We start from the raw sequence: 15,936 nt of genomic DNA, 5'->3' as shown, positions 1-15,936 counted from the left end.
AAAAAGATAGATAGCCTCAATACTCTAAGCTCTAAAGCGTCATAAGTCATGATAAATAAACCATGATAAATTCTATTAATAATAAATCAGCCAATACGGATAACAGCAAATGACCAGCCCTAATGATAGCAATAAAGACATCAGTAGCGATAATACTGAGGTGAATACGAATGCCCCTGAAAAGCAAAACAGTCTGCTGGCAGGTATCATCGAACGTGCTACCAAATCGGGTATTGGTCGTAAAAAACTCAATCCTAGCGCGGTAGAATCAGCAGTGGCAAAAAACATGGCGGATATTCACAGTAATCCTACCAAGCTACGTTTGGCGTTTTTAGGCGGTGGTAGTTTTGGTACAGCAATGGCAAACTTGGCTGCACGCAATGGCTGTGATACCACTCTGTGGGTACGTAATAAGCGTACGGTAAAGGCGATGGTAAAAACGCAGACCAATAAAAAATATTTACCAGGTTATAAGCTTGATGACAGCCTTAAATATAGCCATGACTTGGCAGCAGCCGTCAAAGATAAAGATATCGTTTTTATTGCGGTGCCTGGTTTGGCTTTTCGTGAGACCCTAAAAAATATTGCACCATTTATCAGTGGTCAGTCTATTGTGTCATTGACCAAAGGTATGGAAAAAGATACTTTTGCCATGATGAGCGACATTATTAAAGATGAGCTACCTGAAGTGAATTTTGGTGTCATGTCGGGGCCAAACCTTGCGATAGAGATTATGAAAAACATGCCATCGGCGACCGTTATCGCCAGTGAGTCTGAGCCATTGCGCCATGCCGTACAAGCCGCGTTACATAGTGCATTTTTTCGAGTGTTTGCCAGTGATGATGTCAAAGGTGTGGAGCTTGGCGGTGCGCTAAAGAATATCTATGCGATTGCCATGGGAATGGCGGCGGCCTATGATGTCGGTGAAAATACCAAGGCAATGATATTGACTCGTGCTTTGGCAGAGATGAGCCGCTTTGGGGTTGAGGCGGGTGCGAATCCGCTTACCTTCTTAGGATTGTCTGGTGTGGGTGATTTATACGCCACTTGTAGCTCAGAGCTCAGTCGTAACTATCGTATCGGCAACATGCTCGGTCGCGGTATGAGTATTGAGGCCGCGGTGAAAAAACTCGGTCAAACTGCTGAAGGGGTTAATACTATTCAGCAAGTGCATGAGAAAGCAACCAAAGAAGGCATCTACATGCCTATTACCCATGCATTGTATGCGGTCATTTATGAAGATAAAGCAGCATTAGGTGTGGCGTTACATCTCATGGAAGCTGGCTTCCGTAGTGACGTTGAATTTGTAATGGCACATGATCATAGTAATGCGGCGCTAACTGCTCAGATGAAGACGTCAAGTGATAGCACTGATGATGAAAGTGGCGATACTGACAGTAAGTAAAAACCCCAATGTTAAATGATGACGTTGTTATAAGAATGATTATTCTGCAAACAACGTCATCATGACAATGCATAAAGGAAGGTTATGAAAATTATACTAGTACGTCATGGTCAAGCAGAAGATGAATCGCGTCCAGACAGCGCGCGCCAGTTAACTGACTTTGGTCAACAGCAAGCAATGCAGACGGCAGAGTATGTGATGACTCACTATCATCCTGATTATTTTGTCGTCAGTCCCTATGATAGAGCGCAGCAGACGCTAGCAGCATTTCAAACGCGCGCGCCCAAGGTTCCAGTAATCGTACAGCAAAATATCACGCCTTCTGATGACGCGCGCCAAGCTTTAATAGATATTGCGGATATTGACGCTGAGTGTCTGGTAGTGGTGTGTCATATGTCTATCGTTGCTTATATCGCTGGTCTATTAACTGGTGATTATCCTGAATCATTTTCTCTTGCAGAAGCAAGGGTGTTTGAGATGGACTTTGTAATGGCAGGTATGGCAAAAGAGATTGATCGTTTTGTGCCCGAGCAGCCGTATTGAGATTAGGTCGAATCGTCAGTGATACTGTTGACACTTAGTCTATTGATGCTTAGTGGTGTTAAACTGGTTAAAGAATGAAATTGTCTGAACCTACCTTTAAAACAGCTTTAATAATTAAGGACACGCTTAGTGTTACATGTTTGGTTACGAGCGCAGCATAGCCCGCTAGCTGTCTGGCATAAAGATATTCAGCAATGGCAGACGGTTGATGGTTGGCAACAGCTGCAAACGATCTATGGTAATTATAAAACCAATGCGCACAAGACTTTGTGTCTATATTTTCCATCAAGCCATATATTGCAGGTAGATACTGAGTTGAATGCGACTCAGCTTAAACAGCTGGGCAATAGCGGCAAGCAATACTTATTTGAAGAGACATCCTTGACCCCTGTTGAGCAATTGGCGATTCGGCAAATCAGTGAAGCCGATAATCACCAACTGTATGCACTGGCGCAAAGCGATATCGAGTCATGGCAGCAGAGTGCTAAGCTCGCTGGCATGAGCATAACGGCGTTACTGCCTGATTTTTTATTGCTGCCAACGCCAGATGAAGGGGCAGGTCAGCAAGTAACACTGTATCAAGATGAGCAAACCATGCTACTGCGTCAGTCATTGCGACAAGGTATGGCTGTCAGTTATTTGCCCTTAATTTTTGAACGTTTCCCGCATTTAAGTGAAGTGAATATATTGCCGCCCATAGCGGTTTTAGATGATTTTTCAAAGCCAAAAAATTCGGCAATGTCCACAAGCTTTATGGCAGAAACGGCCGCGCTTGTTGCAGATCACCAGTTATTATTAACCACCTTGACCACGACGCCCAAGCCTGTTGACAGCCCTGAGCGTCACGCGCTTAATTTCTTTATTAAATCAACGGACTCAAAGCTCTCACCGTATTTGCGTGTGGCAGCGATGGTCGCGTTATCGGCACTGGTATTACAGATGGCGACCGATGGCCTGCAGTGGTATCAGTATAATAAGGCGGCGGTAGCGACCAAAGCTGAGATTGCGGCGCAGTATCAAGCTTGGTTTCCAAATGAGCCATTAAGCTCGCGCACCAAACTGCAAGTGCAATTGCAACCAAAGCTACGCAGTGACAGCCAAGCACCAGCCTCTCATATGGCACCATTGACTCGCATATCCCCGTTAATCAAGCAGTCTTCACTGCGGGCGCAAGCGTTAGTGATGCAGCCATCAGCACTCAGCTTTACCTTGATTGCCCCTGATCGTAATAGTCTTGATAAGTTTACGAGCACACTTGTTGCGCAGGGTTTAAATGCCAAGCTTGCACAGGTAAACAGTAATCAGCAAGGGCAGTTTAGTGGTCAGGTTACGGTGAATGTCGTAGAAAATAATGACACGACGCAAACCAATGTAGCGGCATCATAATTTATTTGCCAACTAGGCAACGGTAATAAATAGGCAGTGGTAATAAAAGTCAAAAAGGTTGGAAAATGAAACGATTACAGCGCCGCACCAAACGTAATAACATCACGCCAGAGACCAATAATAGTATTGGAACCAATGTGCTGTCAACGCGTGTAAATAATTTTCAACAGATGCTATCGTTACGCTGGCAGGCACTTTCGCCGCGTGATCAGTTGGCATTGGCCGTATTGTCTATTTTCTTATTATTGTTCATTGGTGGCTATGGTGGTTATAGTATTCATCAAGCGGCAAACGACAGTAAGCGCGACTATCAAGAGCAAGTGGCTGATTACTTTTGGTTGCGTGCCCAAGCGGGCAATATCGATAGTAATGCGATCAATGCGGCAAACACGGCGGATGGTGAAGCCGCCATGCCACCTGCCAATGCTATCAGTGCATTGTTAAACAACTCAGGTATTGCCAACGCCCAAGTCGTTGCGACGGGTGATGCCGTGCAACTGAGCTTCAATCATGCCAGTCAAGCGGTGGTCAGCACCGCACTTGGCAAACTCGAACAACAAGGTTGGCAGTTCAGTCAGCTATCGATACAGCAAGACTTGGTTACCAAAGCCATTCAAGTACAAGCGACTGTCACCTCATAAATCGATATGCTGTGGAAACTTGAAGTATTTTAATCCTTATCTACTATTGCCCCAAATTAACTGATCATCAGTTTCTAAAATAGCCATTTATCATTAGCATCATTGAAAAATTGCACGTTTGACACAATTAATTAACTATCACACAGCCAGAGATGGATATTTAAGATGAATCAATCTTCTGATCGCAAACCTGACACGCATAGCCATCAGCAGACCAGAACTGCTGAACACCAGAGTAATGCGTCAGTTGAAGCTGCATTTGATCATGAAATGACTCAGCAAAGGCAGAGCTATGGGGCGAGTGACAATATGAGCACTGGTAAGCGCCGTTCTTTAATTACTTATAATCACATTACTTATTTTTTATACGTAATCAGCTATTTTACCGCTGGATTACTGTGGGTTGTACCGATTGTGATGAACTATGCGGAGCGCCATGACGCAGAGGGTTCGTGGTTGTCCACGCATTTTGATTGGCAGATTAAGACCTTTTGGTATAGCATCGTATTTTTCTTCTTAGGCATTATTATCATTACCTTTGCATTAGGGGGTTTTGGCATCAGTATGCTGGATGATAGCAATAATATTGCCATTGGTTCGGTATTATTAGCGGTATTTGGCCTGCTAATCATGATTTTTACCTTCATATGGCATCTTTATCGTATCGTCCGTGGTTGGATAGCCCTGACGGATGGTCGTCCTGTACCTTAGGGACTGTAGAATACATCTGTCAGTTCCTTAGCTAATATGTAGGTATAGCTATTAGTAGTACTCTAATACAGAAATTTAGCGCATGAAACTTTGCTCTTATTTCTGTTAAGCTGATATAATCGCAGCGCTTGATTTTATTCGCACTATTCACTCACTATTTCTTTCGAGCAGGGTCTGCCATTACTATGTCTTATGCCTTACTTCGCCCTTTTTTGTTTAAGATGGATCCAGAGCACGCCCACGAGATGACCTTATCTTTATTAGATAAAGCTCACAAAGCACGTGTTTTAGGTTTGGTATACGGTCAGTCAATGCAGCCCACAGACTGCATGGGCTTGCAATTCACCAATCCGGTCGGCCTAGCGGCAGGATTGGATAAAAATGGTGATTATATCGATGCGTTGGCTGAGCTGGGCTTTGGTTTTATAGAAGTGGGCACGGTCACGCCAAGACCGCAAATAGGCAATGATAAGCCAAGGTTGTTTAGAATCAAGCAAGCGGATGCTATCATCAATCGAATGGGTTTCAATAACCAAGGTATCGATTATTTGATCGAAAACGTCAAGCGCTGTCAATATAAAGGCAATATTGGGATTAATATTGGCAAAAATGCCGATACGCCAGTAGAGCAAGCCGCCGATGATTATGTCTATTGTTTAGAGCGTGCTTATCCGCATGCCTCCTATATCACCGTTAATATCTCCTCACCAAATACTAAGAATCTGCGTGATTTACAAAGTGGCGAGGCATTGACTCAGCTTTTGGATACGATTAAAAATCGTCACAGCCAATTAGCCACTGAATATGGTTTTTATGTGCCACTGGTATTGAAAGTTGCGCCTGATCTAGAGCCGCTACAAGTGGACTATATCTCGCAGCAATTGCTCGATTTTGAGATAGATGGGTTGATTGCGACCAATACAACGTTGAGCCGTGTTGGTGTTGAAGATTTACCTGATGGTGAGCAAGCAGGTGGTCTATCCGGTCGCCCAGTCAGCCACATTAGCACCCAAATTTTACAACAGTTCTCCGACCAGCTAGATGGTAAAGTCGCTTTAATAGGCGTCGGCGGTATTGACAGTGGTGCAAAAGCCGTCAAAAAAATCGAAGCGGGTGCAGATATGGTGCAGCTCTATACGGGGCTCATTTATCGTGGTCCTGGGCTGGTACAGTCTTGTATTCAAGCAATCGGTGGCTATTACGACGCGATGGAGCTATAGCGGATCAATATCCCTAGCTCATTACCTATCAGATGCACAAGATGACTGTATTTTGAGCTGAGTCATCAAAGATTAATGTGTCACAAAAACGAAAGTAAACATCCGATAAAAATCAATAAGGTATGAGGCGTAGAACATGAGTGGTCTGGATATCGTGATTGCTATTGTTGTTTTGATCGGCTTATGGCGCGGCTTTCAAGTCGGATTGATTAAAACAGCGGTTGGTCTAGTCGGTTGGTTTATTGCCCTGATCGCTGCCACACGTTTGGCAGGAGTGGTTTCGCCGCAACTATCAGGCATGGTACAAAACCCTGTTTTACAAATGGCAATGGCATTTTTATTGGTGGTGATAATCATATTGGCCATTATGCACTTAGTGGCGTTTGTATTCTCAGGCGTGCTTAAAACCTTACGCTTGGGTGTCGTTGACAAAATGGCAGGTGGTGTTCTTGGTGCTGCTAAAAATGTATTGATGGTTTTAGTTGTGCTTAGCGTCAGCGCGCCGTTACTGGTGCAAATGCCACAATGGCAAACGTCAGTGCTCGCGCCTGAGCTATTGCCTTATGCCCCGATGGGTAAAGCGTTGGTCTCAGATGTGTTAGGTATGGCTTGGGATCAAGTCAATCAGTCGTAAGTATTTTTACGGTTAACCTTTAATGTCTCAATGCTTCGATGCTGATAGCTTGGGTTTATGGTGCTAGAGGTTATCGCTTCTATCATATCCTCTTGGTAAGTTATCCTTGATAAAAAATTATTTAATCGCATTTAGAGACCACAAATGCCAATAAATAGTGCATTTTGTTAATAGTCAAAAGATAAATATTCGTTAAATTCTGAACAACAATCATCAGGTCGTCGGTGAGTAACAGTACGCATTTTTGATAATCTACTGTTAGCAGTCTTGCCACTATTGTAGTACTAATTAATGAGTCAAAATAGGATATAGCTATTATGTGTGGAGTCATTGGAGTTGCAGCTCACGAACCAGTCAATCAGATTCTTTATGACGGTTTGACGATGCTACAGCATCGTGGGCAAGATGCAGCGGGTATTGTCACTTTGCAAGATGGACGACTCTATCTACGTAAAGAAAATGGCATGGTACGTGACGTATTTATGAATCGTCATATGATGAAACTGGTTGGTAAGTTCGGTATCGGTCACGTTCGTTATCCAACAGCAGGCACGTCAAGCAGTGCCGAAGCTCAACCATTTTATGTCAACTCACCTTATGGTATTACCCTTGCACACAATGGTAACTTGACCAATGCTGAGAGCTTAGCCAAGTCTTTATACATCGAAGATCGCCGCCATCTTAATACCGATTCAGATTCAGAAGTATTGCTAAACGTACTTGCCCATGAAATGCAAAACTTGGGTAAAACCAAAGCAACGCCTGCTGATATCTTTGAAGCAGTCACGGCTGTATATGGTCGTGTCGAAGGCGCTTATGGCGTAGTCGCTTTGATTACGGGTCATGGTCTGCTTGCTTTTCGTGATCCAAACGGTATTCGTCCGCTTATTTTTGGTAAGCGCATGGCACCGAATGGCGGCACCGAGTATATGGTTGCCTCAGAGTCAGTAGCACTGACAGGATCAGGTTTCAGTATTATCCGTGTTGTCAAACCTGGCGAAGCCATATTCATTGATTTAGATCATAAATTACATACCCATCAGTGTGTTGAGCAGCAAGAATACACGCCTTGTATCTTCGAATATGTGTATTTTGCCCGTCCAGATTCTATCATGGACAACATCTCAGTTTACAAAGCACGCTTACGTATGGGTGAAAAGCTGGCTGATAAAATCCTTGCTGAATGGGGCGAAGATCACGATATCGATGTGGTGATTCCTATTCCAGATACCTCGCGTACGTCAGCGATGGAGCTGGCACTAAAAATGAATATTAAGTACCGTGAAGGGTTTATGAAAAACCGCTATATCGGTCGTACCTTTATCATGCCAGGTCAACAACAACGTAAAAAATCAGTTCGTCAAAAACTCAGCGCCGTACCACTTGAGTTCAAAGGTAAAAACGTCCTGTTGGTTGATGATTCTATCGTTCGTGGTACCACTTGCCATGAAATCATCCAAATGGCACGCGATGCTGGCGCGAATAAAGTATTTTTTGCTAGCGCCGCGCCACCGGTTAAATATCCAAACGTCTATGGTATCGATATGCCAGTACGCAGTGAGCTTATTGCCTCAGGTCATACGGTAGAAGAAGTACGCGATATCATCGGTGCTGATAGATTGATTTTCCAAGATTTGGACGACTTGATTGATGCGGTAAAAGATACCAAGTACAGCAAAGTTGAAGGTTTTGATTGTGCCGTATTTAATGGTTGCTACATCACTGGGCAGATCAATGAAGCGTATCTTGAGCACTTACAAGAGCAGCGCAATGACACTGCCAAAACAGGTAAAAAAGGCGTACAGATAGTGGCTGATACCCCAGTTGATATGATGGGCGTCGAAGAGCTTTAAGTTATCAATTTCTTAAAAGTATCAGTTTTTTGCGGCATTGTTAGAAAGTAAAAGGCTGGATTCTCATAAGAATCCAGCCTTTTTTCTATTTTGAATATAGTTCAATTACAGGGTTTAAAATTATTCTTATGAACTTTAGTCAGAGCACTTTTAAACCGCTACGGTGTTACCCGCCCTAGATGTACTCAGTGTACTACCTGCGGTCGGTCGCCTTGTAGCGATTCTAAAATTCCTTGACTATAGAAGCTGTTATCCATTCACGTGTTTATCAGTTTTCTACGACACGCCCTAGTATCCACTTAAAAAATTAGTAAATACCCATAGTAAGCCATTAATGGCAGCGATGCCAACGACCATACTGACCAACAGCTGACGGCTGATATGATAAACGAACAACACCAAAATAAGGGCACCAATTTGTGCCATCAATAAATGCAGTTCAGCACTATCTAGCCCAGTCGTTGCCGATAAATTTTGATAAGAAAGGCTGGTTAAAATAAGCAATACCATGACTGATAGTGGCAAGCTCTCATTGAGCCGATGCAGCCAAGGTGTGTCTAACAGCTTTCTGGGTATTAAGGCGGGTAGCGCACGGGTAATAAAGGTCACGGCGGCCATCGCAAAGGTTGCGAAAATAAGGTAACTACTGGTCATTGTTGGCTCCTGTCATATTACGCTGCGTCCAAAACCCACGAGCTAAAATCAATAGCATACAGATGGTGATTGCCACCAATAACAACCAATTACTAGTAAATAAGGAGGCCACCGCTAAAGAAATGATAGCAATAGCAATGGGGAAATAACGTTTGATACTTTGGAACTGCTCATAAGCTAAGATCGCAAACAGACAGACTAAAGCAAAATCCAAATGTGGTACTAAATCGCTCAACGTACTGCCGATTATGACACCAACCGTGCTCGCTAGTACCCACCAGCTTTGATTAAATAAGCTCAATGGTAGTATCAACGCTTGTCTTGACTCATTAGGTAAACTGGTCATAACAGAGAAAGTTTCATCAGTCAGGGCAAATAGGCAATAGGTTTTGGCAAGCTTATGTTCTGGTAGGTATTGCAATAATGGCATACCATAAAATACATGACGTAAATTAATAGCGGCAATATTGGTTGCGATGCTACCAATCGGTAAACCAGCGCTCAGCATCGGCAAACAAGCATATTGAGCGGCGCCCGCATACAGTACAATACTCAACATAATCGTTGCCCACACAGGGATACCGGCAACTTGTGCCAGCACACCAAAGGCGATACCCGCAGGTAAATAGCCCATCGCCACAGGTAGGCTTTTTTTGAACCCCGCCGCCCAGTCGTAGCTGGTCTCATGCTGTTGATGTAATTCTTTTGAATGAGTAGTCACATGACATCCTAATTTTTGCTGTTTTTTGGTTATTATTAATATTTTTCGGAAAGATTAATGTTGGAAAACTGATTTTAAAATGAAGTCAAGCCCGAGTAGTAGCAAAAGTATCCTAGCAAAAACACACTTGATCTAAAGAACATTACACAGTCGGCTGGAGCTTTTCATAGCTGGCTGTTTGATGAGCTCGGTACAAGAAGCCACCCAAAATAATCAGCCGAAGTAATAACAAACACCACACGCTTAGCCAAATACCAGTCATATCCCACTGTTGGTAGAGCAACCAGCTGAGTGGAAAAAAGATAGCGGCGAGTATCAAAGCTGCGTTACGAATCACATTACCGGCAGTTAAGCCAAAAAATATACCATCTAGCCAATAGGCACCAACGCCAACGAGAGGTAGTAATACCGCATAAAGGTGGTACTCATATGCCAGCGTAAAAACGGACTCGATATTGGTCATAAATTGCAAATATGTTGGCATTGCCAGCCACCATATTGCACTTAACATTATCGCTAGGCCATAACTGACGATACCGGTGCGCTTGACGATAATACGAAAACGTGGCCAATCCCGTCGTCCTGCTGCTTGACCGCTTAACGTCTCAGCCGATACCGCCACGCCATCAAGAGCAAAGGCTGAGATACTTAATACTTGAAGCAAAATAGCGTTGGCGGCTAGGATGACGTCACCACTTTGAGCCGACAAGCGGGTAATCCAAGCGAAACTCAACGTCAAGATCAGAGTACGGATAAAAATATCTTTATTTAATGAAAATAGCCTAAGCATTTTTTCTTTAGAAAAATGTTGCTTGTCGGCAGTGAATAAGGCTTGCCAAGATATTTGCAAATGCTGACGGCTGAGCCACAACGCTAGTATCACGCCCAGCCAAAAGGCAATAGTGGTTCCTAACGCCACCCCAACCAAGCCCATCTGCATCCCATAGACAAAAAACAAGGTCAGAACGATATTCAGCATGGCGATAAAGCCTTGCTGGTAAAGCATGTAGCGAGTCTTACCTTGACCAGCAAACCAACCAATGAAGGCAAAGTTCATTAGCTCAGCGATGACGCCCCAAAAGCGTACATCCAAATAAGTCTTTGCCGCTTGCCCACTGTCGGGGTTGGCTGATAGGGCTTGCAAGCCAAAATCTATCAACCAAGGCTTTGCCAGTAACAGAATGCTGCCGATAGCAAACGCTAATAATAGGGCACGTTGCAAGATTGATAGTAGGGGTGATGGGGTTGGGGTTGACGATTTTGTGATATGAGTAGAATTATCAACATGATTGAGCGATTGTCCTAGCGCTTGAGCCGATAGCCCAGACGAGGCATATTGTAAAAAGTTAAAACTCACGAGCAATAAAGACAATAATTGTATCGCCAAGCCCATCCCGGCAAGTTTAGCCGTGTCATTCATATTACCCACAATCGCGGTATCGATGACGCTTTGTAGTGGCATTGCTAGGTTGGCTAATAACACGGGCAACGCAATAGCAATGATACGTGTATAGCGAGTATCAATCGGTGGCATAGCACTAGGTGGCGAGGCGGTCATTGACATTTTTGGCTCGTTTATCGATGAAAAACAAGAAGGACAGAGTTAATGTCATTAACGCTATGACATTACCGTATAGTCAATTCACTATAAAGGCGTTACGGCATTAACTTTACTTGAAGTATGGCTTATATATTTGTACTTTGTTGCCTTGACTCTGTTTTAAATGGAGTTAGCTCTAGCAAGTGTGATATTCAAGGCAAAAATAGCTACAAAGACAAAAGCACCTAGACTCATTATTCACGAGTCAGGTGCTTTTTTTGATGCTTGCTTAAATACTATCTTAGCTAGCGATTAGCTTTAGAAAGTATAAAATTTATTAAGCATTGTCTTGTTCAAACATTTTTGGATCATTGAAAGTGACAATTTCTTCTTCAAACTCAGGTTTTACTTTCACAATAAAGTCATCGCGTGATAGACCCATACGTAATGGAATCGAGCTTGCAATATACGTTGATGAGTAAGTACCGGCAAGCAGACCAATGAAGAGCGCTACTGAGAACCAGAACAGTCCATCGCCGCCTAAGAATAGCATGGCAAGTACGACCAGTAAAACAGTGGAAATGGTCATAATGGTACGGCGCAACGTTTCGGTCAAAGACAGGTCAACGGTCTGGCGAGGTGTGATACCACGGACACGACGAAAATTCTCACGAATACGGTCATACACAACAATTGTATCATTGATAGAATAACCAACCAGTGCCAAGACGGCCGCCAAGACGGTTAAGTCAAATGGGAAACCAAATAACGCAAAAACACCAATGGTCACGATAGCATCATGAAACAGCGATAATACCGCACCAAGAGCGAGTTTAAATTGGAAACGTAAGGCAACATAGCCCAACATACAGACCAATGCTAATACCAGTGACATGACTGAGTTTAGATAAATTTCATTACCAACTTGGCTGCCAATAATATTAACGTTACTGATTTCAACATTATTATTAGGCAGGGTTAATGCTTTAGTCAGGCTACTATTTAGGCCGTCTACGTTATCAGACTGTGGTGGCAAGCGTACGAGGAGTTCTTCTCGCGTACCAAGATACTGTACCACGGCATCATCAAAGCCATTATCGGCCAATGCTTGTACGACTTCAACTTGCTCAACAGGCTGCTCGTAACGCACATCTGCGGACACACCACCCGTAAAATCAAGTCCTAAGTTTAGACCGTTTACTGCAATTGCAATGATACTACCAATAACCATCAATAGAGATAAAAGTGCCATTGGCTTTTCTATCTTCATAAACGGAATAATACGCTGGTTGCCAACGGCTTTGATACCGCCTTCAGCGATTGCAGCCGCATCATCAGCGGCATCACCCGATTCTATCTCAGGATTGGCTGCTTGGGTGGTCAGTGCTTGACTGTCTTTACCCGCATCCTTACTGCCGCTCAGAGCTTTGCCTTTTTTTGATTTAGCGGTAGTTGGGTTATTGGCTTTAGTATTACTACCTTTCCCATCACGGCGTGGTTTTTTACGGCGGTGTGTGCTTGCCTCAACATTTGAGCTACTTGAACCATCTCGATCTGGATTATTCTGCTGTTCTAAAGGATTGTTCTTATCAATCGTCATAATGTTCTCCTAACCGATGCTCAAACGTTTGATAGATTTACGCTTACCATAAGCAATCTGTACCAGCGCCCGTGTCACCATAATAGCGGTAAATAGTGAGCTGACAATACCAATAGCCAATGTAACCGCAAAGCCTTTAATCGGACCCGTGCCAATTGCAAATAGAATAAAAGCAATCAATAGGGTGGTGATGTTGGCATCGAAAATACTACTAAAGGCTCGATCAAAACCTGCCACGATGGCGGATTTGGGTCGTACCCCGTTTGCTAGCTCTTCACGTATTCGCTCAAAGATCAGTACATTGGCATCGACGGCCATACCGATGGTCAAAACGATACCAGCAATACCAGGCAAGGTAAGTGAAGAGCCTAAGATTGACATAATAGCAATGATGATAATAACGTTCACGGCCAGCGCCACGTTGGCAATCACGCCAAATAGACGATAGAAGATAATCATAAACGCAAACACTAATAGATAACCGACTTGCGTAGAGAATAGACCTTTATCAATATTGTCTTGACCTAATGATGGGCCAATAGTGCGTTCTTCTACAAAGTACATCGGTGCGGCAAGTGCGCCTGAGCGTAGCAATAGTGCAAGCTCGGCAGCTTCCGCGCTACTATCTAGCCCAGTAATACGGAAAGAGGAGCCAAGGACCGCTTGAATATTGGCACGGTTAATGACTTTAGTCTCAGCATAAGGCGTTCTAACTTCGACAGTTTCGCCAGTCTCTGGATCTTCTTCGTAAGTGATTCTTTGCTTGTTTTCGATGAACAACACGGCCATCTGTTTGCCAACGGCGGTACGAGTGGCATTTTGCATGAGCTTACCACCAGCACTATCTAAAGTAATGCTCACTTCAGGAGAGCCGCTTTCATCCACACCAGTTTGAGCATTGGTGACTTTATCACCAGTGACAATCGCTTGACGTTCAAGCAGTACCGGCGGACCATCAAGCGTCTCAAACGGGAAAGCTTCGGTACCCGCTGGAGGGATGCCGCCCGTATAGTTTTCGCTGTCTTCAGCAACCATACGGAACTCAAGGTTTGCAGTGCGCCCTAAGACACGTTTTGCCTCAGCAGTATCTTGTACGCCAGGAAGCTCGACGACGATACGGCTAGCACCTTGAGACTGTACTAAAGCTTCAGTCACACCAAGCTCAGCAATACGATTGCGAAGGGTGGTCAAGTTCTGATTGACCGCATAGCTGTTGATTTCATCAAGCGTTGCATCGTTGTACGCTAAAATCAGTGCAGGACCTTGCTCATCAATAGAGGATTGCAAGCTAAACGTATTGCCCATTGAGCCTTGCAAAACATTCTGTGCACGGTTACGAGCATCTGTATCAGCGAAATGTAATACCACACTTCGATCTTCGGTCTTAATGCCTTTGATCGCAATCCGCTCGGCACGTAGCTCGCGACGCATGTCACGACTGGCACTGGTCAAACGCTGTTCAAGCGCCTTGTCCATATCGACTTCTAGTACAAAACGCACACCGCCACGTAAATCAAGGCCGAGCTTCATCGGTTTTGCCCCGATATCACGTAGCCACTGCGGCGTCGTTTGCGCCAAGTTAAGCGCGACGACATAGTCTTCGCCCAAGTTTTGACGCAGTACTTCCTGAGCTTTGAGCTGATCGACTGGATTGTCAAGACGTACCAGTGCACTGTTGCCCTCAAAGGTTCCATCGTGGTTATTGATGCCAGCCTCTTCAAGCAAGCTTCGAGACTCAGTCAAGATACCTTCAGACAGCTGTGTACCTGCAGCGGCGCTTGTAATCTGCACGGCAGGTTCATCAGGATAGAGGTTAGGAGCAGCATATAGACCGGCAATGATTAGCACGACGGCAATAAGTAAGTATTTCCAAGCGGGATATTGCATAATCACTTCTTTAGGTTGATAAACGACTGGCGACGTAGGCCACAAGTTAGCAGATGGGAAGTTAGCGATAGCAATGGTTGAGTGCTGTATCTAGCAGTCGTTATCATGCACCATTGCGATCATCCGCGATGATAGTAAAACAGTAGAGCAAATAATACAGACGTATCTTTATATAGTCATCAAAAATATATAGTCAGCAAAATATCACTGATAAAATCAATAAAGACAGCATGGTCAAAAGCATAAACATAAATTGTCTATACTCTATGGGACTGTTTTTACATCATTGCTCTATAGCGAAAAATGACCGTAAATAAGGTACGGTCATTCTTAGGCACTGTATTAATCACTATATTTATTAATGACAGATGAGGGCGTGTCCTCAATTCAATCGATTATCCTCTAAATGGGCTAAAAATGGCTAAATTTTGCCAAACATCGTCAAATAGCTTATTAATATCTCGATATTATTTAAGCTGCTTTCCTTGTTTAACAGCAATTTATTTCATTTTTACCACCATTTTTAAAATGAGGACATGCCCTAGTAATCATCAATAAAACGCGACTAATATTTCAATCAATCATTAAACGCTTTCGATTGTGCCAGCAGGTAACACTGAAATAACAGAAGCACGTTGTACTTTGACATCAGTATTATTGTTTAGGCTGACCACTGCATAGTCACCTTCAATGGCTTTGATACGACCCATCAAACCACCAGCAAAAATGATTTCGCTACCGACAGTCAATGCATTGACCATGGCACGATGTTCTTTGGTACGCTTAGACTGTGGACGAATGACTAAGAAGTAAAAAATCGCAAAAAAAGCAACAGGCAATAGTATTTGACTAAATAGTGACATCGCACCAGCAGCTTCTGGTGCAGCATGGGCAGCTTGGATAAATAACAACATAATTTCTCTCAGTAAGTCATAGATAATAATAAAATTAAACGCATAGTAACAAAAAATCCCAGACTTGGTAACTGTTAATAATAGGCTGAGTATGTTTTTCTTAAGGTAATGGCATGCTAGCGGTCATTACTTTTTGCGGCGATATTTTTGCCACCTCATATAAGTGACGCCGAAGCGCTGAGAGTATAACAAAATTCAAGCAGCGAATGGATGCTAGGTAGTAGTAG

At 43.6% G+C, this 15,936-nt stretch carries 14 protein-coding genes; 8 read left to right on the top strand and 6 right to left on the bottom strand.

Going from position 1 to position 15,936, the window contains the following annotated elements; all coding sequences use genetic code 11:
- The first annotated feature begins 109 nt into the window (after positions 1–109).
- The 8 genes from JMV76_RS01920 to purF all read left to right on the top strand — a co-directional run bounded on the left by JMV76_RS01920 (position 110) and on the right by purF (position 8,393).
- Positions 110–1,405 (top strand): NAD(P)H-dependent glycerol-3-phosphate dehydrogenase, encoded by a 1,296-nt coding sequence (locus JMV76_RS01920; protein WP_055124195.1) that lies wholly within the window; start codon positions 110–112, stop codon positions 1,403–1,405.
- Positions 1,406–1,489: 84 nt separating this feature from the next.
- Positions 1,490–1,948, top strand: a complete 459-nt coding sequence (locus JMV76_RS01915; RefSeq protein ID WP_201501408.1) for a SixA phosphatase family protein — start codon at positions 1,490–1,492, stop codon at positions 1,946–1,948.
- A gap of 129 nt (positions 1,949–2,077) precedes the next feature.
- Positions 2,078–3,334, top strand: coding sequence for a type II secretion system protein GspL (gene gspL / locus JMV76_RS01910; RefSeq protein ID WP_201501407.1), 1,257 nt, complete (start codon positions 2,078–2,080; stop codon positions 3,332–3,334).
- Positions 3,335–3,399: 65 nt separating this feature from the next.
- Positions 3,400–3,975, top strand: coding sequence for a type II secretion system protein GspM (gspM, locus tag JMV76_RS01905; protein WP_201501406.1), 576 nt, complete (start codon positions 3,400–3,402; stop codon positions 3,973–3,975).
- 165 nt (positions 3,976–4,140) lie between these two features.
- Positions 4,141–4,686 carry a DUF4870 family protein gene (locus JMV76_RS01900; protein WP_227690023.1) on the top strand — a complete coding sequence of 182 codons (546 nt, stop codon included), beginning with the start codon at positions 4,141–4,143 and terminating at the stop codon, positions 4,684–4,686.
- 185 nt (positions 4,687–4,871) lie between these two features.
- A complete protein-coding gene (locus JMV76_RS01895) occupies positions 4,872–5,906 on the top strand; it encodes a quinone-dependent dihydroorotate dehydrogenase (RefSeq protein WP_060490895.1) in 1,035 nt (344 codons plus the stop codon).
- Between the two features lie 136 nt (positions 5,907–6,042).
- The gene (locus tag JMV76_RS01890; protein ID WP_045446136.1) at positions 6,043–6,540 is read left to right on the top strand and encodes a CvpA family protein; all 498 of its coding nucleotides are present in this window, start codon (positions 6,043–6,045) and stop codon (positions 6,538–6,540) included.
- A gap of 317 nt (positions 6,541–6,857) precedes the next feature.
- The gene (purF, locus tag JMV76_RS01885; RefSeq protein ID WP_201501405.1) at positions 6,858–8,393 is read left to right on the top strand and encodes an amidophosphoribosyltransferase; all 1,536 of its coding nucleotides are present in this window, start codon (positions 6,858–6,860) and stop codon (positions 8,391–8,393) included.
- A 288-nt stretch (positions 8,394–8,681) separates the two neighbouring features.
- Here the strand turns inward: purF and JMV76_RS01880 are convergent, their stop codons facing one another.
- From JMV76_RS01880 to yajC, 6 genes are all read right to left on the bottom strand, one after another.
- On the bottom strand, positions 8,682–9,047 hold the full coding sequence (locus tag JMV76_RS01880; protein WP_087815638.1) for an AzlD domain-containing protein: 366 nt from the start codon (positions 9,045–9,047) through the stop codon (positions 8,682–8,684).
- Positions 9,037–9,768: an AzlC family ABC transporter permease gene (locus JMV76_RS01875; protein WP_227690021.1), complete on the bottom strand. Its 732-nt coding sequence runs from the start codon at positions 9,766–9,768 to the stop codon at positions 9,037–9,039. Before JMV76_RS01875 ends, JMV76_RS01880 begins: the two co-directional genes overlap by 11 nt.
- Before the next feature lie 142 nt (positions 9,769–9,910).
- Positions 9,911–11,332: an MATE family efflux transporter gene (locus JMV76_RS01870; RefSeq protein WP_201501404.1), complete on the bottom strand. Its 1,422-nt coding sequence runs from the start codon at positions 11,330–11,332 to the stop codon at positions 9,911–9,913.
- 313 nt (positions 11,333–11,645) lie between these two features.
- Positions 11,646–12,908 (bottom strand): protein translocase subunit SecF, encoded by a 1,263-nt coding sequence (gene secF, locus JMV76_RS01865; RefSeq protein WP_201501403.1) that lies wholly within the window; start codon positions 12,906–12,908, stop codon positions 11,646–11,648.
- Positions 12,909–12,917: 9 nt separating this feature from the next.
- A complete protein-coding gene (secD, locus tag JMV76_RS01860; protein WP_201501402.1) occupies positions 12,918–14,795 on the bottom strand; it encodes a protein translocase subunit SecD in 1,878 nt (625 codons plus the stop codon).
- A gap of 584 nt (positions 14,796–15,379) precedes the next feature.
- Positions 15,380–15,709, bottom strand: coding sequence for a preprotein translocase subunit YajC (yajC, locus tag JMV76_RS01855; RefSeq protein WP_045446152.1), 330 nt, complete (start codon positions 15,707–15,709; stop codon positions 15,380–15,382).
- Positions 15,710–15,936 lie beyond the last annotated feature (227 nt).

The sequence above is a fragment of the Psychrobacter cibarius genome (assembly GCF_904845955.1).
GTDB lineage: Bacteria > Pseudomonadota > Gammaproteobacteria > Pseudomonadales > Moraxellaceae > Psychrobacter > Psychrobacter cibarius_B.
Note: the sequence above shows the minus strand (reverse complement) of the source record. Positions and strands in the feature narration are given on the sequence as shown.